Here is a 21,047-nt window from a genome sequence, read left to right as displayed (position 1 = left end):
GCTCCTCACTGAGCCCGGCCGTCTGCTGCTGACCGCGGGCCGGGGAGGCTGTGGTCATCCCGCGAGACTCGTATATCGTCGTCCGATATCGGGTTCCGTCAGCTGTGGTGGCTGTGCCGCCGAGGGAGTAGTCCATGACCGACTCAGCGACCGCCGCCGGTCCGTCCGGACAGCTGCGGCGGCACCTCGGCGTGACCGACGCGGTCCTGATCGGCCTGGGGTCGATGATCGGCGCCGGTATCTTCGCCGCGCTCGCCCCGGCCGCCCGCGCCGCCGGCTCCGGGCTGCTGATCGGCCTGGCGCTGGCCGCCGTGGTCGCGTACTGCAACGCCACCTCCTCCGCCCGGCTCGCGGCCCGCTACCCGGCCTCCGGCGGCACCTACGTCTACGGCCGCGAACGCCTCGGCGCCTTCTGGGGATACCTCGCCGGGTGGGGGTTCGTGGTCGGCAAGACCGCCTCGTGCGCCGCGATGGCCCTCACGGTCGGCTCGTACCTGTGGCCCGGACAGGCCCACGCGGTCGCGGTCGCCGCAGTGGTGGCACTGACGGCGGTGAACTACGCCGGTGTCCAGAAGTCCGCGCTGCTCACCCGGGTGATCGTCGCCGTGGTCCTGGCCGTGCTCACCGCCGTGGTGATCGCCGCTTTCACCTCCTCCTCGACCCGGGCGGCCCGGCTGGACGTCGGCTCCGACGCCACCGCCGGTGGCGTGCTCCAGGCGGCGGGCCTGCTGTTCTTCGCCTTCGCCGGCTACGCCCGCATCGCCACACTGGGGGAGGAGGTCCGCGACCCGCAGCGCACGATCCCCCGGGGCATCTCGATCGCGCTCGGCCTCACGCTGGTCGTGTACGCGCTCGTCGCGGTCGCCGTACTGACGGTGCTCGGTCCGACGGGCCTTGCAGAAGCCACCGCCCCGCTGACGGACACCGTCCGGGCGGCGGGCGCCGACTGGCTCGTGCCGGTGGTCCGCGTCGGCGCCGCGGTCGCCGCGCTCGGCTCCCTGCTCGCGCTGATCCTCGGTGTCTCCCGCACCACCCTCGCCATGGCCCGCGACCGGCATCTGCCGCACGCGCTGGCCGCCGTCCACCCGAAGTTCCAGGTTCCCCACCGCGCCGAACTGCTCGTGGGCAGCGTCGTCGCGGTCCTCGCCGCCACGACGGACGTACGCGGCGCGATCGGCTTCTCCTCGTTCGGCGTGCTGGCCTACTACGCCATCGCCAACGCCTCCGCCTTCACCCTCACCCCGGCCGAGCGCCGCCCGCCCCGGGTCATCCCCGTCCTCGGGCTCACCGGCTGCCTCGTCCTGGCCTTCGCCCTGCCCCTGACCTCCGTGGTCGCGGGCACCGCCGTCCTCACCCTCGGGGCGGCCGCGTACGGCGTCCGCCGCGCCCTCGCCACCCGCAGGCCGTAGCCCGGCTCGCCGGCGTGGGGCCGCCGGCGGGTGACGCTCCGGTCAGTCGGTCCCGTCCCCGAGCACTTCGCGGGCCAGCTCCCGCAGAGCCCGTCGGTCCTCGGCCAGGGCCTCCTTCCCCGCCTCGGTCGCCCGGTAGACGCGGCGCGTGCGGCCGTCGACCACGCGCTGCTCGGAGACCAGCAGCCCGTCGGCCTCCAGCCGGTGCAGCGTCGGATAGAGGGTGCCGGGGCTGATCCGGTAGCCGTGCCGGGCGAGTTCCTCGGTCATCCACGCGCCGTGGATCTCCTCCTCGGCCGCGTGATGCAGGATGTGCAGCCGCACCGCACCCCGCTGGAACTCCCGCACCCTGGCCCACCTCCGGCAGTGACGAGACCGATATCGGCCCCCGATCCTACGCCGCCCGAGCCATCGGCAGGTGCCGGGACAGAGGGCGCGGCTGTCGGGGAGTGCCGCCCCCCGAACAGTCAGCCCGGCCCAGCCGGCTCAGCTCAGCTCGGCGAAGGTCTCCACCGCGTCGGTCTTGCCGGTGACGACGATGACATCGCCCTCCTGGACGACGGTGTCGGCGGTGGCGTAGGTGAAGTCCTCGCCAGGGCGCTTGATCCCGACGACGGTGACGCCGTACCTGCTGCGGACCTGGCTCTGACCGAGCGGCACACCGGTGGCGATACGGGGGGCGATCGTCTTGACGAGGGCGTAGTCGTCGTCGAACTCGATGAAGTCCAGCATGCGGCCGGTGACCAGGTGGGCGACGCGTTCGCCCATCTCGTGCTCGGGCAGGACCACGTGGTGGACGCCGAGGCGTTCGAGGATCTGACCGTGCTGGCGGCTGATGGCCTTGGCTCAGATGTTGGGCACCTCGGCCTCCAACAGGTTCGCGCTGACCAGGATGCTCGCTTCGATGTCGGTGCCGATGGCCACCACGGCGCTGGTGAACTCGTGGACACCGAGTTGGCGCAGCGCCTCCTGGTCGGTGCAGTCGGCCACGGCGGCATGGGTGAGGTCGTCGCTGTGCCGCTGCACCAGGCGGGCGTCGGTGTCGAGGCCGAGGACGTCCCAGCCCCGGCGCATCGGCTCCCCGGCGAGCGAGGAGCCGAAGCGGCCCAAGCCGATGACCGCGACGCGCTGGTCGCCCGTGTGCGTGTCGGAATCCGCCGGACGCTTGCGGCGTCGGCGGCGAAGGGTGTGCAGCCTAACCAATGATGGGTCGCTCCTCCGGCAGGTCGTAGCGGCGGGTGCGCTCGCGCAGGGCGAGGGCCGAGACGAGGGCGATCGGGCCGAGACGGCCGACGAACATCAGGACCACCAGCAGCAGTTGACCGGCCACGGGGACGTCGGCGGTGATGCCGGTGGACAGACCGACCGTCGCGAAGGCGGACACGACCTCGAACAGCACCGCCTCCAGCCGTTCCTCGGTGAGGGTGAGCAGGGCGAGCGTGGAGGCGGTGACCAGCCCGACACCGAGCAGGGCGACGGTCAGCGCCTGGCGCAGCACGTGCGGGGCGAGACGCCGGCCCAGCACCGCGGAGCCGGTCTCGCCGCGCACCTCGGCGGTGATCGCGGCCAGGAGCACCGAGAAAGTGGTCACCTTGATGCCGCCCGCGGTCCCGGCGCTGCCGCCGCCGATGAACATCAGCACGCACGTCATCAGCAGCGTCGAGGCCTGCATTGCGCCGATGTCGAGGGCATTGAACCCGGCGGTACGCGCCATCACCGAGTGGAAGAACCCGCCCAGGATCTTGTCCCCCGCGGTGTGAGGGGCCGAGCGTGCCGGCGTTGGTCCACTCCAGCAGGCAGGTCAGCAAGGTGCCGGCGACGAGCAGGACGGCGGTGGTGATCAGCGTCAGCCTGGTGTGCAGGGTCCAGTTGCGGCGCCCGGTCGTGCGGCGCCGGTTGCGGTGGCGCAGCAACTCCAGCAGAACCGGGAAGCCGAGGCCGCCCAGGATGACGGCCGCCGCGATCGGGAGCGTGACCCAGGCGTCACCGGTGTATCGGGTGATGCTGTCGGCGTGCAGCCCGAACCCGGCGTTGTCGAAGGCCGAGACGGCGTGGAAGAAGCCGAGGTACACGGCGCTGCCGATGCCTCTCCCCGTATCCGTAGCGGAAACGCAGCGCGAGGACGCCCCCGACCGCCAGTTCGACGATCAGCGTCGTGCCGGCGACGCCGAGCAGCACCCGGCGCACGTCGCCGATGCCCAGGCTCTTGGTCTCCGCCTGGGCGGTCAGTTGCAGGCGCAGCCGCAGCCGTCCGGAGACCAGCAGGGCCAGCAGCGACGCCATGGTCATGATCCCGAAGCCGCCGATCTGGATCAGCGCGAGGATGACGCCCTCGCCGAAGCCGCTCCAGTACGTTCCCGTGTCCACGACGGCCAGTCCGGTGACGCACACGGCGGAGGTGGAGGTGAACAGCGCGCGGTCACGACGGGGGGGTGTGGTGCCCCGTTCGGTGGCGAACGGCAGGGACAGCAGTGCCGCTCCCGCCAGTCCCGCCAGGGCGAACGCCACGACGACGGCACGGGCCGGGTGGGCAACGAGCAGGGACGGCCATGGCCGTACCCGCGCCGTCAGTCCCGCCACGTGCCGCCTCTTTCCCGTCCGCCGCCCCTGGCGACGGATACGCCCCGTCGGATGACCTTGGCCTTCGGCTCACCCACGGTAGGGGACGATCGCGATGGAGTGGGAGCCGGCACGGTCACACAGGACAGCCCGTCAGGCCATGCTGCCGTCGCGGGGATTCTTCCCTTGACCTGCCGCACCACTGGGCGGAACATCCGGCTCGCGGGTCGTACGGCGGCGCCGGTGGATCATCACCCCGGTGACGAGCAGCAGGCCGGCGAAGAGTGCGGTGACGACCGCAGGACCCGTGGCGTCGAGCGCGTCGGCGATCGTGCGCTGGACGGCGCCGGCCGCGTCGATGACCGGATCCTCGGTCGTGGGGTCCCGCTGGACACGGATCTCGTACCAGCCGTAGTACGCGACATAGACGCCCACGAGCACGAGGAGTCCGCCCCCGAGCCGGGGGGCGACGGCGCCGAGGCGGCGGAGCCGGGTGACGGCCGTGGTGCGAGTGAGGGCGACGGTCAGGGACGCGGCACCGACGATCAGACCCATCCCGCCCGCGTACGCGGTGAACAGGGCGATGCCCTCGCCGGTGGAGCCGGAGCGGAAGGCGGACACGACGATGGCGAGGAACGGAGCGATGGTGCAGCCGAGGGAAGCCGTGGCGTACGCCATGCCGAACAGCGCCATCGACGGGAGCGACCGGGTGACGGTGGGGGCCCGGCGGATCTTCGGGGCCGGGGCGGGCAGTTGGCGACCGGCGAGCAGCCAGGCACCGGCGGCGGCCATCAGCAGGCCGAAGGCGATGGTGAACCAGGGCAGGTGCTGCTGGACCTGTCCGGCGGCGGGCTGGACGGCCAGGCCGAAGATGCCGAAGAGGGCGGCGAAACCGACGGTCATCGCGGCGGTGGCGGTCAGGGCGCGGCCGACAGCGACCGCGCGACCGGGGGAGTCGTCACCGAGGACGAGCAGCGACAGATAGGCGGGCAGCAGGGCGAAGCCGCACGGGTTGACGGCGGCGAGCATGCCCGCGGTGAGCGCGAGGGCGAGAGGGAGGTCGGCCATGGGTCTTCAGCCGACGAGTCCGGCGACCTTCTCGGACAGCCCGTCACCGCCGGGCAGGACGCCCTCGTAGACCGTCCTTCCGTCCTTGTCGAGGATGACGTAGCGGCTCTGCTCGGTGACCCGGAACCGCTGCCAGACCTCGCCCTTCTCGTCCGAGAGGTGAGGGAAGCCGTCGGTCTCGGTCCGGGAGACGAATTCCTTCATGGCAGCGTTCCTGTCCAGGCCGGCCACACCCACCACGTGCGCCTTGCCCGCGTAGTCGGCGGCGACCTTCGCGGTCTCGGCGGCCTGGGCCTTGCACTTGGGGCACCAAGGCGCCCAGAACCACAGGACGGTGGGCTTGCCGGCCAGAGTCCTGGCGTCGAAGGGTCTGCCGTCGACCGTGGAGGCGGTGAACCTCAGTGACTCGGGCACCTCGGCTCCGGTGGCACCGGACCCGCCGCCGTCGGAGGGGACGGGTGACTGTGCGGGAGACGAAGCCTGGGACGATGCGGCGCCGGAATCACCGCCGGAGCCCTTGCCGTCGTCGGCGCCGCACCCGGCGATCGTGAGTACGGCTGCGGCCAGGACGGCCGGGAGAAGGGTGCGGGCACGCATGGCGGACTCCTGTGTCTCGGGAACAGGTGAGACTGTAGATCCGCCAGGCCGGGCGGGTGCGGGGTGATCGTCTTACGGTTCGATGACGTCGGCCTGCGGCACCCTCGCCCACACGCGTGCCCCGCCTCTCCTGCGAACCGCTGGAGGCGAGGCGGGGTTCACGCGTGGGCGTCCTGGCCTGATGCCGCGTCAGCGCAGGGTGAGCGGGGTCGCGGAGGTGACGTGGGACAGTTTCTCGGGGTTGCGAACGTAGTAGAGGCCGGTGATGCGGCCCCCCTCGACACTGATCGCCATGACGCCGTCGATCTCGCCGTCGAGGCGGACGAGCAGGGCAGGGCTGCCGTTGACCACGGTCGGTTCCGTGGTGAGCGTGGCATGAAGTCTGCCGAGGCCCCCGGCGAACATGCGGGCCACCCGCTCAGCACCGGCGACCGGCCGCAGCGCCGCGTGCTTGATACCGCCGCCGTCGCTCATCAGGACGACCTCGGGGGCGAGCACCTCCAGGAGGGCCTGCGGGTCACCGGTCTCGACGGCACGCCGGAACGACTCCAGGGCCGCCTGGCCCTCGTTCGACGAGACCACCTGGCGTGGGCGCCGCGCCTCGACGTGCCGGCGGGCACGGTGGGCGATCTGGCGGACGGCCGCGGGGCTCTTGTCGACCGCGGCCGCGATCTCGTCGTAGTCGATGTCGAAGACCTCGCGCAGCACGAACACGGCCCGCTCGGTCGGTGACAGCGTCTCCAGGACGAGCATCAGCGCCATCGAGACGCTCTCGGCCAGCTCGACGTCCTCGGCCACGTCCGGCGCGGTCAGCAGCGGTTCGGGCAGCCACGGGCCGACGTACGCCTCCCGGCGGCGCTTCACGGCGCGCAGCCGGTTGAGCGCCTGACGGGTGGTGATCCGGACCAGGAAGGCGCGTGGGTCGCGCACCTGCCCCTGGTCGGCCCTGACCCACTGCAACCACGTCTCCTGGAGGACGTCCTCGGCGTCGGCCGCGGAGCCGAGTACCTCGTAGGCGACGGTGAAGAGCAGATTGCGGTGGGCGAGGAACGCCCCGGTCGCCGGGTCGGCGTCGTCGTCGCTCAACTCTCGTTCCCCTCCTCCTTCTTCGCGGCCCGCCCTGACGACAGGCCCGTGTTCGCGTGCGTCCACGGCAAGATCCTCGCAGCACGCGACCGGTCAGGCCGCCCGGTCGGCGACGGCCGGTCCCCCGGCGTGGTGGGCGCGCAGCATCTTCCGGCGCTTGGCGACACCGCCCGGCATGCGGTGCAGGCTGAACGAACCGGGCTTGTGCGCCTCCCCGGACAGGTGCTTGGGGATGCCCTTGCAGACCAGTTCCTTGATCCTGGCACCCAGACCCTCGTCGATGTGCAGCCACACGGCGACGTCGGACCGGTTGGCGAACTGATAGATGCCCGCGCGGCGACCCAGGCTGATGCACTGGGCGTAGAAGCCCTGGTGGAGGTGGACCGGTTGCTCACCCGCGAGCCGGCTGAGCACCGTGTCGGCGGCCCGCGCACCCAGCGGCGATGCGTTCAGGCAGCTCATCCGCAGCGGCAGGCCGGACGGTGCGGCCGAGTCCCCGGCCGCGAGGATCCGCTCGTCGTCCACGCTCGTCAGCGTCTCGTCCGTGAGCAGCCGGCCCACGGCGTCGGTGCTCAGTCCGCTGCGCGCGGCCAGGTCGGGCACCCCGAAGCCGACGGTCCAGACGGTGACCTCACTGGGCAGCTCACGGCCGTCGGCGAGCCGCACGGTGTCGGAGGCCACCGCCGTCACCTTCGCGTCGGAGCCGTCGACGACCGTCACACCGAGCTCGGCCAGCCGCTCGGCGACCGAGCGCCGGCCCCGGGTGTGCAGGTATGGGCCGAGAACGCCGCCGCACACCAGGGTCACCCTGCGGCCCTGCTCCGCCAGCTCGGCGGCGGTCTCGATGCCGGTGGGCCCGGCGCCGACCACCGTCACCGGGGCCGTCGCGGGCGTGGCCTCCAGGACCGCCCGCAGCCGCTGGGCCTCCTCCAGGGTGGCGATCGGGTAGGCGAACTCGGCCGCTCCGGGCACGCTCGGTACGGCGCTGCCGCTGCCCACGGCGTAGATCAGGTAGTCGTAGGCGAGCGTGCCGCCGGCCGCCAGGGTCACGCTGCGCTCGGCCGCATCGATCAGGGTCACGGTGTCGACCACCAGCCGGACGCGCTCGGCCAGGACGTCCTGGTAGGCGATGACCGCGTCGTCGGACCCGCCCACCAACTGGTGCAGGCGGACCCGGTGGACGAGTTCCGGGCGCGGGTTGATCAGTGTCACGCTCACGTCGGCGCGCTGCGTCAGCCGGTTCGCGGCCATCGCGCCCGCGTATCCGCCACCGATCACGACCACCTGAGTGTTCCCCGTCATGGTGCCTCCTCCGTCTCCGGGTCTTCGGCCATAAGTCACCGGGCCGTCGACCCCTGTGACAGGCTGTGAGTCAGATCACTTCAGAGGCGCTCTGCCGCGGGATCAGACCATGTCCTGTCAGGCATCGGCGTGTGACGATGCCCGCGACAACGGGGAAGGCAAGGAGAGGCTGGAACGTGATGTCCCTCGGTGGCGTGCTCGCGGTGATCGCCGGCTGTGCTTGTGTCGCGGTGGCCTGCGGCTACCGCCGTGTGGACATGTGGGTGTGGGACTGGGCCGACGCGACCTTCACGCGCAGGACCCGATGGGGGACACCGTGGAAGACCCCGGGACGCATGAGGACGTACTTCGGGGGCGTCGGAGTCGCGTTGCTGGTGTCGAGTGCGGTGACCCTGGTCCAGGCAGGCTCAGTCGCCTGACTTCTGTCCCCGGCCCGGCCCCTGGGACGCCCTCGCGGCCTCGGCCTCGGCCTTCGCGTCACTCACCACGGCGGCGGCCTGCTTCGCGACCTCGTCGGCAGCGGCGGCGGCGTCGAGCGACAGCGACGAACCCGCCTCGAGCTGTGCCGCCCCCTCTTCGTCCGACGCGTCGCCGCTGCCGGCCGTGGCTGTTCCCTCCGATGGCGCGGATGCGGGGAGCCCCATCGCCGACCGGTCCCCGAACGCGCCGCTGACGGCGCGGACCGCCTCGGTCAGCTCCCCGGGGATCACCCAGAACGTGTTGTTGTCGCTCTTCGCCAGGTGCGGGAGCGTCTCGAGGTACTTGTAGGCCAGGATCTTCGGGTCGGCGTTGTTGCGATGGACGGCCTGGAAGACGCGCTCCACCGCCTTCGCCTCGCCGTCCGCCCGCAGGATCATGGCCTGCTGCGTGCCCTGAGCCTCCAGGATGTCCTTCTGCTTCGTGCCCTCCGCGGTAAGGATCTTGGCCTGCCGCTCCCCTTCGGCGTGCAGGATGGCCGCGCGCTTGTCACGCTCGGCCCGCATCTGCTTCTCCATCGCCTCCTTGATGGTGTTCGGGGGATCGATGGCCTTGATCTCGACGCGGTTGACCCGGATGCCCCACTTGCCGGTGGCATCGTCGAGAACGGTGCGGAGCCGGGCGTTGATCTCCTCGCGGGAGGTGAGCGTCTCCTCCAGATCCATGGAGCCGATGACGTTCCGCAGCGTGGTGACGGTGAGCTGGTCGATCGCCTGCAGGTAGTCGGCCACCTCGTAGGCCGCCGCCCGCGGGTCGGTGATCTGGTAGTAGAGCACCGTGTCGATGTTCACCACGAGGTTGTCCTCGGTGATCACCGGCTTCGGCTGGGACGAGTACACCTGCTCGCGCACGTCGAGCTTGGTGTTGACACGGTCCGCCACCGGCAGGACGAAGTTCAGGCCCGGTTGGAGCGTCCGCCGGTACCGGCCGAACCGCTCGATGTTGTAGCGGCGGGCCTGCGGAACGATCCGCACCGTGGAGGCCACCAGGAAGACAACGACGATCGCCGCCACGAGAATCGGGATGACAACCGGATCCACACTTCCTCCCGGGGGATGCGTTCAGCGGTCACGGCAGGAGTTCGCGGGGGTAGACGACCGCGGTGGCGCCGTCGATCTCCATGACGTCCACCAGTGCGCCCACCGGGATCACATGGCTCTCGTCGAGCGTGCGGGCGGACCATTCCTCGCCGGAGATCTTGATCAGACCGCGGGTCGCGGTGACCTCCTGCATGACCTCGGCCCGCTTGCCGATCAGCGCGTCGCTGCCCTCGTGCGTGAGAGGCGACTGTTCCATCTGCCGCAGCGCGATCGGACGGACGACGAGGAGTCCCGCTGCCGCCGCCACCGCGAGCGCCACGAGCTGGCCGAGAAGGCCGATGCCCACCCCGGCGACCACGGCGGCGACCAGCGCGGCACCCGCCAGCAGCCCGAAGACCAGCGTCAGGGTGAAGAACTCCGCGACACCGAGCGCCGCGGCGGCGAGCAGCCATACGAACCACGGCATCGGAATCAGCCTCCCCGAGGCGACCTATCCACCAACGTACCTCCGGCCCTCGGACGGATGCAGACTCGTCCGGCGGGGATGTCGAGAACGGTGCGACGGCTCCGTCCCAGGAGCAGCGGCGGCCAGCGTGGTCGCCAGTCCTCAGGAGGCCCACCATGACGAACGCCATGACGAACGACCAGGTCACCGAGATCCTCGACCGCCCGCTGAGCCAGGAACTGCTGGCCCGCGACCTCTGCCGCCTGGCCTACGTGGCGGGGGACGGGACACCGCGGAACATCCCGATCGCCTTCACCTGGAACGGCAGGCACATCGTGATGTGCACGTCGAGGAACGCCCCCAAGCTGGCCTCGCTCCGCCGGAACCCGGCCGTCGCCGTCACGATCGACACCGAGGTGCACCCGCCCAAGATCCTGCTGGTCCGCGGCACGGTCGAGCTCGACGACGTCGACGGCATGCCCGAGGAGTACCTCCAGATGAACGGCTCCTACGGGATGACGGCCGAGCAGCGCGTCGAGTGGGAGGCCGAGGTGCGCTCGCTCTACGACGGCATGGTCCGCATCGTGATGACGCCGACCTGGGCGAAGCTGATCGACTTCGAGACGACCCTGCCCAGCGCCGTCGAGGAACTCATCCGGCGGCGCGCGGAACGCCGGCAGGCACACGGCACCGGCGTGCGGTGACGGTCGACACCGTCGCCGTGCGAGGGGACGGCGGCCGATGCGGCCTGGCAGCGATCCGGGCAGGACTCCTGGGCCACCCGGCGCCGGGAGTATTCGATGGCAGCCCGAAACTCCCGGATGCAAGGCTGTGGCCATGAGTCCCGAGTCCGACGGCGTGTCCGGCACCTCCTGGCTGGGCGACCCGATCGACGCCCGCCCGTTGTTCCGCGCGGAGCTGACAGCGCTCCTCGCCACCCTGCGGGGTCTGCGGCCCGCCGACTGGAGCAGGACGGCGGTGCCGCGCTGGACCGTGCATGACCTGGCCGCCCACATCCTCGGCGACTACTACGGACGCCTCGGCCACGCCCCGGACGGATACCGGCGTGTCTTCTCGCCCGGGGAGACGCTGGAGGCGTTCATCCACCGCACCAACCAGGAATGGGTCGACCTGCGCGCCCACGACAGCCCCGCCTCGCTCGTCGACGCCCTGGAACTGGCCGGGACCCGGCTCGCCGAGCGCTTCGCCACCGCCGACCTCAACGCGCCCGGCCTGGGCGTGTCGTGGGCAGGGGCCGACCCGGCGCCGGCTTGGCTGGACATCGCCCGGGAGTTCACCGAGTACTGGACACACCGGCAGCAGATCCGCCATGCCGTCGGCAGCGGGACCGACCCGGAACCACGCGCCCTGTCCATGGTCCTGGACACCTTCATGCGGGCCCTGCCCCACACCCTGCGGCGTACGACAGCACCCGCCGGCGCGCAGATCGCAGTGATGGTCGAGGGGTCGGCAGGCGGCAGCTGGACCGCCACCGCCACGCCGGACCGCTGGTCACTGGGCGAACCGCTCAGCGGCAGGCCGACCGCATCGGTGCTCCTGGACGCGGAAACCGCCTGGCGCCTGTGCACACGGGGCATCGAACCGGCCACGGCGCTTGACCGAGCCCGCATCCGGGGAGACCGCCGACTCGCCGAGGCCGCGTGCGAGATCGTGTCCGTCGTCCACTGACCGCGCCTGGCCCCTCGGTGATGGTTCTCGGGTCAGGACAGTACGCGGTAGGTCACATGGGTGACCTGGCTGGCCGCGCGTGACGCGATCTGCTCCAGCTTCAGGGGCGGGACGCCTTCGAACAGGCGCGTGCCGGCGCCGAGGGTGAGGGGTGCGATGTGCAGGCGCAGTTCCTCGATCAGGCCGGCGGCGAGGTACTGGTTGACGGTGGTCGCACCGCCCTGGACCGCGACGTCGCCGTCGCCGGCCACCGCGCGTGCCTGCGCCAGTGCGGACTCGATGCCGTCGGTGACGAAGTGGTACGTGGTGCCGCCGTCCATCGGCTGGGGCTCGCGCGCATGGTGGGTGAGCACGAAGACCGGGGCGTGGAACGGCGGATTCTCGCCCCACCAGCCGTTCCAGGGCCGGTCCCACGCGCCCCGTACGGGGCCGAACATGTTGCGGCCCATGATGAACGCCTTGGCGGCGGCCAGCCGGTCGAGCTCGGCCCGGTTCTCGTCGGGCGTGTCGAACATCCAGGCGTGCAGCTTCTCGCCCGTGCCGTCACCGCCGTCGTCGCCGAACGGGCGCTCCTCGGTCTGGTCGAGCCCGGCCGAGTACCCGTCGACCGAGATCGTGAGGTCGCAGACCACCTTGCCCACGCCTTGGGTCATGAGTCTCTCCTCTTCGACACGACGCAGCGATGCGGCGTGCGTTCCCTATGGTGGCATTGGTCCGGCCGTGACGGGCCCGGATCGCGTGCGCGCGCCGAGCACGCTCTTCCCGGATAGTCGGACGGCGATGTCGAGAATCCGTGACCGGCTCCGTCCCCGCCGTGAAGCGACCACAATGGGTCGCACCAGCGAGGAGAAGAGACATGGCCAAGTACCTGCTGTTGAAGCACTACCGCGGGGCCCCGGCCTCGGTCAACGACGTGCCGATGGAGCAGTGGACGCCCGAGGAGATCTCGGCCCACGTGCAGTACATGAGGGACCTCGCGGCCCGGCTGGAGAAGTCCGGCGAGTTCGTCGACAGCCAGGCGCTCTCCCCCGAGGGGGCGTGGGTCCGCTACGACGGTGAGGGGCGTCCGCCGGTCACCGACGGCCCGTTCGCGGAGACCAAGGACGTCATCGCCGGCTGGATGATCATCGACGTCGACAGCCACGAGCGTGCCGTCGAGGTGGCCGGAGAGCTGTCCGCGGCGCCCGGCGCGGGCGGCAAGCCGATCCACGAGTGGCTGGAACTGCGCCCGTTCCTCACCGAGCAGCCCGTCATCACGGAGTGACGTCACGGATGGACGAGCTCCTGCTCAGGGCCCTCACGCCGAGCGTGCTCGCCGCCCTGGTCCGCCGCGGAGCCGACTTCGCGGCGGCCGAGGACGCCGTCCAGGAGGCCCTGATCGAGGCGCTCCGGGTCTGGCCGGCCGACCCGCCACGGGATGCCAAGGGCTGGCTGGTCACCGTGGCCTGGCGCAAGTTCCTCGACGCGACGCGCGCCGACACCGCCCGCCGTCGGCGCGAGGACCGCGTCGAGGAGGAGCCCGCGCCCGGACCGGTTGCCTCGGTGGACGACACGCTCCAGCTCTACTTTCTGTGTGCCCACCCGTCCCTGACCCCGGCGTCCGCGGCGGCGCTCACGCTGCGTGCCGTCGGCGGGCTCACCACCCGGCAGATCGCCCAGGCCTGTCTGGTGCCCGAGGCGACCATGGCCCAGCGCATCAGCCGGGCCAAGCGCACCGTCTCCGGTGTGCGCTTCGACCAGCCCGGCGACGTCGCCACCGTGCTGCGTGTCCTGTACCTGGTCTTCAACGAGGGCTACTCCGGCGACGTCGACCTCGCCGCCGAGGCCATCCGGCTCACCCGGCAGCTCGCGGCCGTCGTCGATCACCCCGAGGTGTCCGGACTCCTCGCCCTCATGCTGCTCCACCACGCCCGCCGCGCCGCCCGGACCGCGCCCGACGGCAGCCTCGTGCCGCTCGCCGAGCAGGATCGCGCCCGGTGGGACACGAAGCTGATCGCCGAGGGCGTCGTGATCCTGCAGGCGGCTCTCGCGCGGGACCGGCTGGGCGAGTTCCAGGCCCAGGCCGCCATCGCCGCGCTCCACGCCGACGCGCCCACCGCCGAGGAGACGGACTGGGTGCAGATCGTCGAGTGGTACGACGAGCTCACACGCCTCACCGACAGCCCCGTCGTGCGGCTCAACCGCGCCGTCGCCGTCGGAGAGGCCGACGGAGCGCGCGCCGGCCTGGCGGCGCTCGCCGGACTGGACGCCTCGCTGCCCCGTCACGCCGCGGTGGCCGCATACCTCCACGAGCGCGACGGCGACCCGGCGACGGCGGCCCGGCTGTACGCCGAGGCGGCCCACAAGGCCCCCAACCTCGCCGAACGCGACCACCTCACCCGCCAGGCCGCCCGCCTCAACGCCCGCCTCGCCGCTCACCGAGACCGCTGACGGGCCGCGCCCGGATCACAGCACGGCGTCGTCGTCCCGTAGAGTCCGGATGTGCGTTGATCCGCAGAGCGGTGGCCATGTGCCGGCCGCAGACGGTGCAGGGCGCCCTGTCGTGAAGGGGCAGCCCCCGTAGGCGTACCCGTCATCACCTCAGCGGAGATCAACCCCATGACTGCTCAGCAGCCTCTCACCTACGACGCGCTCGTCGAACTCGCCCTCGCCGATCCAGCCGTCGTCGGGCTGGTCCTCAAGGGGTCCCGTGCCCATGACGGCATGGTCACCCGGCACTCCGACCACGATCTGTACGTGGTCCTCGCCGATGGCGCGACGACCGCGCTCACCCGGTTCGCGGGGCACCGCACCGCCGAGCTGGACCTCGTCATCGTCTCGCTCACCGCGTTCCGTGCGGCCGGGATGCCCGGCCCTGAGCGCTATGCCCTCGCCCGGGCCCGGATCGTGCTCGACCGGCTGGACGGGGACATCGCCCGGATCCTCGCCGCCAAGGCCCGTCTGCGTGCGGACGAGGCGTTCCAGGACGCCGGTGAGTGGCTGGACGCCTATGCCAACTCGCTCTACCGCTCCCTCAAGAACCACCGGGACGGCCAGGATCTCGCCGCTCGTCTCGACGCCGCCGACAGCATGAGATTCCTGCTCGAGCTGCTCTTCGCTCTCGACCGTCGCCCACGTCCCTACAACAAGTACCTGGAATGGGAGCTCCTCAGGTATCCGCTGCCGGGCTGGGACACCGACGGGCTGCTCCGCGCCGTGGACCGTGTCTCGGCCACAGGCGAACCAGCCCCGCAGCGGCAGCTGTTCACCCTCGTGGAGACGGCGGCCCGAGCGGCCGGACACGGTGCGGTGCTCGACGCGTGGGGCGAGGACCTGGCGCTGATGCGGCCGCGATGAGGCGGTGGACCGGCGACCTGCCGAGGTGCCGGTCCGGCGCCGAGGATCGGCAAAAGCCTCGCGTGTTACTCGCCGGTAAGGAATGATGGCGGCAAACGTCCGAAGAACCGGGGGCCGGAGCAGCGGTGACGACATTCGAGGAACGGACAACGGTGCACGCCTTCCGTGACGACGCGCTGGGCGACCATGACGCCGTCGGTCTCGCCGAGGCGATCCGGCGCGGAGAGGTCGGCGCCGCCGAGGCCGCACGGGACGCGGCCGAGCGGGTGAGGGCGGTCGACGCGCGGCTCAACGCGGTCCAGGTGCTCATCGACGCACCCGCGCACGCCAACGCGGCGGACGGCGCCTTCGCCGGCGTGCCGACCTTCGTCAAGGACAACACCGACTACCTGGCCCTCCCCACTGGCCACGGCAGCGCGGCCTTCACCCCGCGAGCCGCCCGCCGGCACGCGCCGTTCGCCCGGCAGTTCCTCAGCACCGGCGTCACCGTGCTGGGCAAGACCCGGCTGCCGGAGTTCGGCTTCAGCCCGACAACGGAGTACGAGGGCGCCGAACCTGTCCGCAACCCCTGGAACACGGGCCGTTCGGCGGGTGGTTCCTCCGGCGGCAGCGCCGCGCTCGTGGCCGCCGGGGCGGTGCCGGTCGCGCACGCCAACGACGGCGGCGGCTCGATCCGCATCCCCGCCGCCTGCTGCGGACTGGTGGGACTCAAGCCGACCCGGGGCCGGGTCGCGGCGAACGCGCAGAGCCGCCAACTCCCGCTGGACATCGTCAGCGACGGCATCCTGAGCCGCACCGTGCGGGACTCCGCGGCGTTCCTCGCCGCCGCCGAGACCTACTGGCGCAACCCGAAGCTGCCGCCCGTGGGCCTGGTCGAGGGCCCCTGCGAGCAGCGGCTGCGCATCGGATTCCTGCTGGACTCGCCGAACGGCGTCCGTTCCGACACCGCCACCCGGGCGGCCGTCGAGCAGACCGCGGCGACCCTCGAACGGCTCGGCCACAGCGTGGAGCCCGTGGAGCCGGCCATCGACCCCCGCTTCACGGAGGACTTCCTCACCTACTGGGGCATGCTGGCGTTCCTCATCGGCGTCACGGGCCGCACCCTCGGCCCGGACTTCGACCACCGCCGCATGGACGGCCTCAGCCGGGGCCTGCGGGCGTCGTACCTGCGCGACTGGCGGCGCACCCCGGGCGTCCTGCGACGCCTGAAGCGCACCAGAGAGGCGTACGCCGCGGCCTTCCGCGGGCACGACCTCCTCCTGTCCCCCGTGCTCGCCCACACCACGCCGCCGATCGGCCACCTCAGCCCGACCGTCCCCTATCCGACGCTGATCGAGCGCATCCTCGCGTACGTCGCGTTCACCCCGGTCGACAATGTCGTCGGCACACCGTCGATGTCCGTCCCGGCCGCGAGCACGACGGCGGACGGCCTGCCCATCGGGGTCATGTTCTCCGGCCGCCCCGGAAGCGAACGCAAGCTGCTGGAGATCGCGTTCGCGCTGGAGGCGGAGCGTCCGTTCCGGCGCATCCAGGACTCCTGACGCGCCTACCGCTCGCCTCCCGCAGCGTCGGTCCGCTGCTTGCGGGCCGCCATCACCGCGTAGACCAGCACGCCCGCGAACAGGAACAGCACGCCCTGGTAGACGGCCGCGTATCCGGCGCCCGCGACCAGCCACAGCGAGAACCCGGCCGCGACCGACGCGATCACGGCGTCCCGGACCAGCCGCCCGCGGTCGATCCGGTCGCGGTGCCCGGCGACGAGGTGGTACAGCTGCGCGGCGGTGGCCAGCAGGTACGGCACGGTCGCGGTGAACGTGGTGACGAGGACGAGGATCTCGAACACCTTCGCCGAGCCCGCCGTGTAGTTGTACACGGTGAGCAGCGAGGCCAGGACGACGGTCACGCCGACGCCGACCGTGGGCACCCCGCGCCGCCTGCGCGCGAACGGCGCCGGGAACAGCCCGTCCTTCGCCGCCGCGTACGGCGTCTGCGCGCTGAGCAGCGTCCAGCCGTTGAGGCAGCCGGTCATGGACACGAGCGCGGCGAGCGCCACGGCCCAGCCGCCCCAGGCGCCGCCGAACATGGCGTTCACGGCATCGGAGAAGGGCGCTGTGGAGTCCACCAGGCGGTCGTGGGCGACGGTGCCGAAGACGGAGAGGGTGCCCAGCAGATAGACCAGCGCCGCGCCCGCGGTGCCGATGACGGTGGCCCGCCCCACGGTCCGCCGGGGGTTCTTGACCTCCCCGGCGCTGACGGCGGCGGACTCCACGCCGAGATAGGAGAAGAGCAGGATCGCGGCGGAGGCGGAGACCGCACCGATCGCGCTGCCGTCGCCGGCGTGGAAGGGGCCGAGGTTGTCCGGGTCGAAGAAGAACAGCCCGCCTACGGCCACGAGCAGCAGCGGTGCGAACTTCAGTACGGTCGCCACCAGTTGCACGGCGCCGACGTAGCGGGTGCCGGCGAAGTTGGCGAGCGCGGGCAGCCACTGCAGGACCAGGGCGGCGAGGCAGGCGCTCCAGCGGTGGTCGTTCACCGGGATCAGCACGTCGAGGTAACCGACGGCGGCGACGGCGAGCGCCGCGTTGGACACCCAGGTGGTGATCCAGTACGCCCAGGCAGCGAGGAAGCCGGCGAAGTCGCCGAACGCCTCGCGGGCGTAGACGTACGGGCCGCCGGTACGCGGGTCCCGCTCGGCGAGCCGGCCGAAGACCAGGGCGAGGGCGATGGCGCCGACGGTCAGGACGCCGAAGGCGAGCAGACTGATCGTGCCGTACGGGGCGACGGAGGCCGGAAGCAGGAAGATGCCGCCGCCGATGATGTTGCCCATGACCAGGGCGGTGGCGACGGGCAGCCCGAAACGGCGGGAGTGCCGGCCCGACGCGGCACCGGTGGTGCCGTCGGGGTGGGCGGGGGCCGCGGGGGTCTCCTGCGGGGCCGGAGCCGACGGAGGGACGGTTCCGGTGACGTGCATGGGGTGGTGCGCCTTTCTTCGAACTGCCGTCCGGGATCGCCGGGACGGCGCGCCCATGGTCGGGCACGGCGCGAGGCGGTACCAAATCCAGCAGTTTTGTCCTGCGCCACCGGGTCCGCCACCGCAAATAGTGCGCCGTGACGCCCCCTCGACCGGGAATCGTCCAGGGCCTGCGCTCAGGTCGCCGTCGTGCCCTCGACGGGGACGCCCAGCCGGTCGGCCACGGTGGTCAGGGCCGTCCCCAGAGGGAGCGCGACCCGGGTGAGGGCGTGGGTGTCGCCGCGGGTCGGGTCGCGGTTGATGATCAGCACCGGAGTCCCGGCCTGCGCCGCCTGACGGACGAAGCGGAGCCCGGACATCACCGTCAGCGAGGAGCCCAGGACCAGCAGCGAGGCGGCCTCGCGGACCAGCCGGCGGCAGTGCTCGACGCGGTGGGGCGGAACCGTCTCGCCGAAGAACACCACGTCCGGTTTGAGGATGCCGCCGCAGACGGTGCAGGGCACCACCCGGAAGTCCCGGACCTGCGCGTCGGTGAGGTCGGCGTCGCCGTCCGGGTTGATGCCCGCGACCGTCGGCGCGAAGCCCGGATTGGCCTCCTCGAGCCGCCGGGCGAGGTCCCGGCGGGGGCAGGACGCGCCGCAGGACAGGCAGACGACCCGGGCGAGGCTTCCGTGGAGCTCCACCACGTCCTCGCTGCCGGCGGCCTGGTGCAGCCCGTCGACGTTCTGGGTGATCACACCCGAGAGCAGGCCGTGCCCCGAGAGCGCCGCCACGGCTCGGTGCCCGGCGTTGGGCCGGGCGCGGCCGAAGGTGCGCCACCCGAGGTGGCTGCGCGCCCAGTACCGGCGCCGGGCCCGGGCACTGGCGACGAAGTCCTGGTACGTCATCGGCGTGTGCCGGCTCAGGCTGCCGCCCTCACCCCGGTAGTCGGGGATCCCCGACTCCGTGGAGATGCCGGCCCCGCTGAGCACCAGCACGCCGCCCGCGCGCAGCGCATCGGTGACCGGCCCGAGGTCCGTGCTGCCCGGCGGCAGGTCCTCGGCGGGGGTCCAGCTCAGGGTGGGGCGCATGCGCATGCGGCAAGGGTACGGAAGAGGCCGCGCGGAGCAGTGCGGTGAAGCCCGGGTGCAGCCTGGCTGAAATGACCGGAATGCCGGTAAGTGGGAGACTTGCGGTGATCGACGGACAAGGGCTGCTGGAGGCGCGGGCATGCAGGACGACGCCGAGGACTACGCCGAGGACTACGAGGACGGCGCCGAGGATTACGAGGACGCCGACGAGTACGCCTACGGCGAGGACGCGACCCCTGACGTCTTCCTCGACGTGCCCCGGCTCCAGGTCGAGGAGATCGAACTGGAGGTCCAGGACCTGCGGGCGCACGTCTCGCTCCAGGCGGAGGTGCTGGACCTGCTGAGGCTGAGCGTGGGCGCGGACGTCACGCTGGGCAAGGTCCACCTCAACATCTCCGGCGTCGAGGCGCAGGCCCAGCTGAGGGTGCGGCTCGACAACGTCGCCAGGATCATCGACCGGGTGCTCACCACGCTCGACCGGAACCCGCAGATGCTGGAGCAGCTCGCCCGCGGGGTGAGCGCCGCCGTACAGGACGTCGGCGGTGGCGCGGGTCAGGCCGTCCGGGAGGTGGGCACGGGCGCGGGCAGGGCCGTCGAGGAGGTCGGCCAGGGTGCCGGCGCGGCGGTGCACGACGTCGGAGAGGGCGCCGGGGTCGCCGTGCGGGATGTCGGCCGAGGCGCGGGGGCGGCCGTACAGGACGTCGGACAGGGCGCGGGGATGGCCGTACAGGACGTCGGACAGGGCGCGGGGGCGGCCGTACGGCACGTGGGGCAGGGCACAGGAGCGGTCGTGCAGGACGTCGGCAGGGGTGCGGCCGGTGCCGTGGAACGTGTCGGCGACGGCGCGGGGGGCGCGGTGGCGGGCGTCGGCAGCGAGGCGGGCCGCGCCGCCGCCGGCGGTGCCGGCGAAGAGGCCGGCGGCATCGCACAGGACGCGGTCGGCGGCGCCGCACGCCGTACGGCACCGGCCTCGCGGAGCGCGAAGCGACGGTCGGCCGGGGCGAAGCGGCCCGTCCGCCGCCGTAGCTCGGAGGACTCCGCCGAACCGCCATGAACGCCTGAAGCCGACATCTCCTTCGACGCGACGGTCCACGGTGAGCGCCTGCGTTTCGCCGAACGCCCTCGGGCCGCAGTGAACTTCCCCGGCGCGGGGGAGCGGGACTCGACGTCGCACGACGAGCGGACCAATCTGCCCGACCAGGTCGTGCCGGGCAGCGACTACCGGGACATCAAGGTCACCTACCGCCTGGCCACCCGCCTCACCGGGAACCCGCCGCATCGACCGCCCTCTGGCCAACGCGCGTAGACCCCGGCATCATCTGCGTGCACGACCTGCACGACCTGCACGACCTGCATCACCTCGCACCACCTGCACAGTCACCTCACAGGGCACGACTCTTCGCAGGAGGTTCCACGTGAAACATCTCAAAGGGCTCATCGGTGTCCGGGTCAGATCGATCCTGACCGCGCTCGCCCTCGTCGTCGCTCCCGGCGCCGTCGTGATCGGCACGGCCGGCGACGCCTTCGCCGTCACCAAGATCAGTCACGCCACCGCCACCTCGATGTTCCGCGAGGTCGGCATCAGCTGGTCGTCCTCGGGCAACTGCTCCGACCGCAACAATCCGACCTGTACGTCCTTCGAGCAGCTCAACCTGGCCACCGCCCAGGGCGCCCAGACCCTGAAGCGGGCCAGCGGATGCGCGCTGAACATCACCGGTGGCACGGAGACCGGTCACGCCTCCGGCACGTACTCCCACTGGAACGGCTACAAGCTCGACTACAGCAAGTACACCTGCCTCGGGAACTACATCAAGAACAACTTCACCTACATCGGTGTGCGCGGTGACGGGGCTCCGCAGTGGCGGTCCGGCTCCGGCAACATCTACGCCGACGAGGGCAACCACTGGGACGTCCTGTACTACAACTGCGGCGGCTGCTGAGCACGACGGCCGCCGGACATGGGTGAACCCCGGCCGTACCGGCCGGGGTTCACGCGTG

At 72.0% G+C, this 21,047-nt stretch carries 25 protein-coding genes and 1 pseudogene; 11 read left to right on the top strand and 15 right to left on the bottom strand.

Features of this window, described 5'->3' with window-relative positions; genetic code table 11:
• Positions 1–134: 134 nt before the first annotated feature.
• Complete coding sequence (locus AB0412_RS25515; RefSeq protein WP_366404894.1) at positions 135–1,409, top strand: APC family permease; 1,275 nt, start codon at positions 135–137, stop codon at positions 1,407–1,409.
• A 42-nt stretch (positions 1,410–1,451) separates the two neighbouring features.
• Here AB0412_RS25515 and AB0412_RS25510 read toward each other — a convergent pair whose 3' ends face one another.
• From AB0412_RS25510 to AB0412_RS25465, 10 genes and pseudogenes are all read right to left on the bottom strand, one after another.
• A complete protein-coding gene (locus AB0412_RS25510; protein ID WP_366404893.1) occupies positions 1,452–1,757 on the bottom strand; it encodes a PadR family transcriptional regulator in 306 nt (101 codons plus the stop codon).
• 138 nt (positions 1,758–1,895) lie between these two features.
• On the bottom strand, positions 1,896–2,198 hold the full coding sequence (locus AB0412_RS25505) for a TrkA C-terminal domain-containing protein (RefSeq protein ID WP_366404892.1): 303 nt from the start codon (positions 2,196–2,198) through the stop codon (positions 1,896–1,898).
• 57 nt (positions 2,199–2,255) lie between these two features.
• Complete coding sequence (locus AB0412_RS25500; RefSeq protein ID WP_366404891.1) at positions 2,256–2,612, bottom strand: NAD-binding protein; 357 nt, start codon at positions 2,610–2,612, stop codon at positions 2,256–2,258.
• Positions 2,605–3,123, bottom strand: coding sequence for a potassium transporter TrkG (locus AB0412_RS25495; RefSeq protein ID WP_366404890.1), 519 nt, complete (start codon positions 3,121–3,123; stop codon positions 2,605–2,607). Before AB0412_RS25495 ends, AB0412_RS25500 begins: the two co-directional genes overlap by 8 nt.
• 145 nt (positions 3,124–3,268) lie before the next feature.
• Positions 3,269–3,481: pseudogene (locus AB0412_RS25490) on the bottom strand (potassium transporter TrkG); the annotation flags it as partial.
• Positions 3,393–3,989, bottom strand: coding sequence for a hypothetical protein (locus tag AB0412_RS25485; protein ID WP_366404889.1), 597 nt, complete (start codon positions 3,987–3,989; stop codon positions 3,393–3,395). The pseudogene AB0412_RS25490 and the gene AB0412_RS25485, both read right to left, overlap by 89 nt.
• Positions 3,990–4,121: 132 nt before the next feature.
• Positions 4,122–5,036: a cytochrome c biogenesis protein CcdA gene (locus tag AB0412_RS25480; protein ID WP_366404888.1), complete on the bottom strand. Its 915-nt coding sequence runs from the start codon at positions 5,034–5,036 to the stop codon at positions 4,122–4,124.
• Between the two features lie 6 nt (positions 5,037–5,042).
• Positions 5,043–5,633, bottom strand: a complete 591-nt coding sequence (locus AB0412_RS25475) for a redoxin domain-containing protein (protein WP_366404887.1) — start codon at positions 5,631–5,633, stop codon at positions 5,043–5,045.
• A gap of 189 nt (positions 5,634–5,822) precedes the next feature.
• Complete coding sequence (locus AB0412_RS25470; RefSeq protein ID WP_366404886.1) at positions 5,823–6,719, bottom strand: RNA polymerase sigma-70 factor; 897 nt, start codon at positions 6,717–6,719, stop codon at positions 5,823–5,825.
• A gap of 93 nt (positions 6,720–6,812) precedes the next feature.
• Positions 6,813–8,021, bottom strand: a complete 1,209-nt coding sequence (locus AB0412_RS25465; protein WP_366404885.1) for an FAD-dependent oxidoreductase — start codon at positions 8,019–8,021, stop codon at positions 6,813–6,815.
• 179 nt (positions 8,022–8,200) lie between these two features.
• Here AB0412_RS25465 and AB0412_RS25460 point away from each other — a divergent pair, with 179 nt between their 5' ends.
• Complete coding sequence (locus AB0412_RS25460) at positions 8,201–8,440, top strand: hypothetical protein (RefSeq protein WP_366404937.1); 240 nt, start codon at positions 8,201–8,203, stop codon at positions 8,438–8,440.
• On the opposite strand, the gene AB0412_RS25455 is transcribed toward AB0412_RS25460, so the two are convergent.
• A complete protein-coding gene (locus tag AB0412_RS25455) occupies positions 8,429–9,538 on the bottom strand; it encodes an SPFH domain-containing protein (protein WP_366404884.1) in 1,110 nt (369 codons plus the stop codon). The two genes, AB0412_RS25460 and AB0412_RS25455, sit on opposite strands and share 12 nt — an antisense overlap.
• A gap of 28 nt (positions 9,539–9,566) precedes the next feature.
• The gene (locus tag AB0412_RS25450; protein WP_366404883.1) at positions 9,567–10,004 is read right to left on the bottom strand and encodes an NfeD family protein; all 438 of its coding nucleotides are present in this window, start codon (positions 10,002–10,004) and stop codon (positions 9,567–9,569) included.
• Positions 10,005–10,171: 167 nt separating this feature from the next.
• On the opposite strand from AB0412_RS25450, the gene AB0412_RS25445 reads away from it, so the two are divergent.
• Entirely contained in the window at positions 10,172–10,687 is a 516-nt protein-coding gene (locus AB0412_RS25445) for a pyridoxamine 5'-phosphate oxidase family protein (RefSeq protein WP_366404936.1), read from the top strand.
• Positions 10,688–10,820: 133 nt separating this feature from the next.
• The gene (locus AB0412_RS25440; protein ID WP_366404882.1) at positions 10,821–11,672 is read left to right on the top strand and encodes a maleylpyruvate isomerase family mycothiol-dependent enzyme; all 852 of its coding nucleotides are present in this window, start codon (positions 10,821–10,823) and stop codon (positions 11,670–11,672) included.
• 32 nt (positions 11,673–11,704) lie between these two features.
• Here the strand turns inward: AB0412_RS25440 and AB0412_RS25435 are convergent, their stop codons facing one another.
• A complete protein-coding gene (locus AB0412_RS25435; RefSeq protein WP_366404881.1) occupies positions 11,705–12,325 on the bottom strand; it encodes a dihydrofolate reductase family protein in 621 nt (206 codons plus the stop codon).
• 203 nt (positions 12,326–12,528) lie between these two features.
• Between AB0412_RS25435 and AB0412_RS25430 the strand changes: the two genes are divergently transcribed.
• The 4 genes from AB0412_RS25430 (at position 12,529) to AB0412_RS25415 (ending at position 16,549) form a co-directional block, all read left to right on the top strand.
• A complete protein-coding gene (locus tag AB0412_RS25430; protein ID WP_366404880.1) occupies positions 12,529–12,936 on the top strand; it encodes a YciI family protein in 408 nt (135 codons plus the stop codon).
• Positions 12,937–12,944: 8 nt separating this feature from the next.
• Positions 12,945–14,102: a DUF6596 domain-containing protein gene (locus AB0412_RS25425; RefSeq protein ID WP_366404879.1), complete on the top strand. Its 1,158-nt coding sequence runs from the start codon at positions 12,945–12,947 to the stop codon at positions 14,100–14,102.
• A 168-nt stretch (positions 14,103–14,270) separates the two neighbouring features.
• The gene (locus AB0412_RS25420) at positions 14,271–15,008 is read left to right on the top strand and encodes a hypothetical protein (protein ID WP_366404878.1); all 738 of its coding nucleotides are present in this window, start codon (positions 14,271–14,273) and stop codon (positions 15,006–15,008) included.
• A 125-nt stretch (positions 15,009–15,133) separates the two neighbouring features.
• Positions 15,134–16,549 carry an amidase gene (locus AB0412_RS25415; RefSeq protein ID WP_366404877.1) on the top strand — a complete coding sequence of 472 codons (1,416 nt, stop codon included), beginning with the start codon at positions 15,134–15,136 and terminating at the stop codon, positions 16,547–16,549.
• A 5-nt stretch (positions 16,550–16,554) separates the two neighbouring features.
• Here the strand turns inward: AB0412_RS25415 and AB0412_RS25410 are convergent, their stop codons facing one another.
• Positions 16,555–17,979: an amino acid permease gene (locus AB0412_RS25410; RefSeq protein ID WP_366404876.1), complete on the bottom strand. Its 1,425-nt coding sequence runs from the start codon at positions 17,977–17,979 to the stop codon at positions 16,555–16,557.
• 176 nt (positions 17,980–18,155) lie between these two features.
• Positions 18,156–19,055, bottom strand: coding sequence for an NAD-dependent protein deacetylase (locus AB0412_RS25405; RefSeq protein ID WP_366404875.1), 900 nt, complete (start codon positions 19,053–19,055; stop codon positions 18,156–18,158).
• A gap of 133 nt (positions 19,056–19,188) precedes the next feature.
• Here AB0412_RS25405 and AB0412_RS25400 point away from each other — a divergent pair, with 133 nt between their 5' ends.
• The 3 genes from AB0412_RS25400 to AB0412_RS25390 all read left to right on the top strand — a co-directional run bounded on the left by AB0412_RS25400 (position 19,189) and on the right by AB0412_RS25390 (position 20,989).
• Complete coding sequence (locus AB0412_RS25400; RefSeq protein WP_366404874.1) at positions 19,189–20,103, top strand: hypothetical protein; 915 nt, start codon at positions 19,189–19,191, stop codon at positions 20,101–20,103.
• A gap of 78 nt (positions 20,104–20,181) precedes the next feature.
• Positions 20,182–20,355: a hypothetical protein gene (locus AB0412_RS25395; protein ID WP_366404873.1), complete on the top strand. Its 174-nt coding sequence runs from the start codon at positions 20,182–20,184 to the stop codon at positions 20,353–20,355.
• Positions 20,356–20,464: 109 nt separating this feature from the next.
• A complete protein-coding gene (locus AB0412_RS25390) occupies positions 20,465–20,989 on the top strand; it encodes a hypothetical protein (RefSeq protein ID WP_366404872.1) in 525 nt (174 codons plus the stop codon).
• Positions 20,990–21,047 lie beyond the last annotated feature (58 nt).

Origin of the sequence: Streptomyces sp. NPDC052012 (genome assembly GCF_040689265.1) — a bacterium.
Lineage (GTDB): Bacteria > Actinomycetota > Actinomycetes > Streptomycetales > Streptomycetaceae > Streptomyces.
Note: the sequence above shows the minus strand (reverse complement) of the source record. Positions and strands in the feature narration are given on the sequence as shown.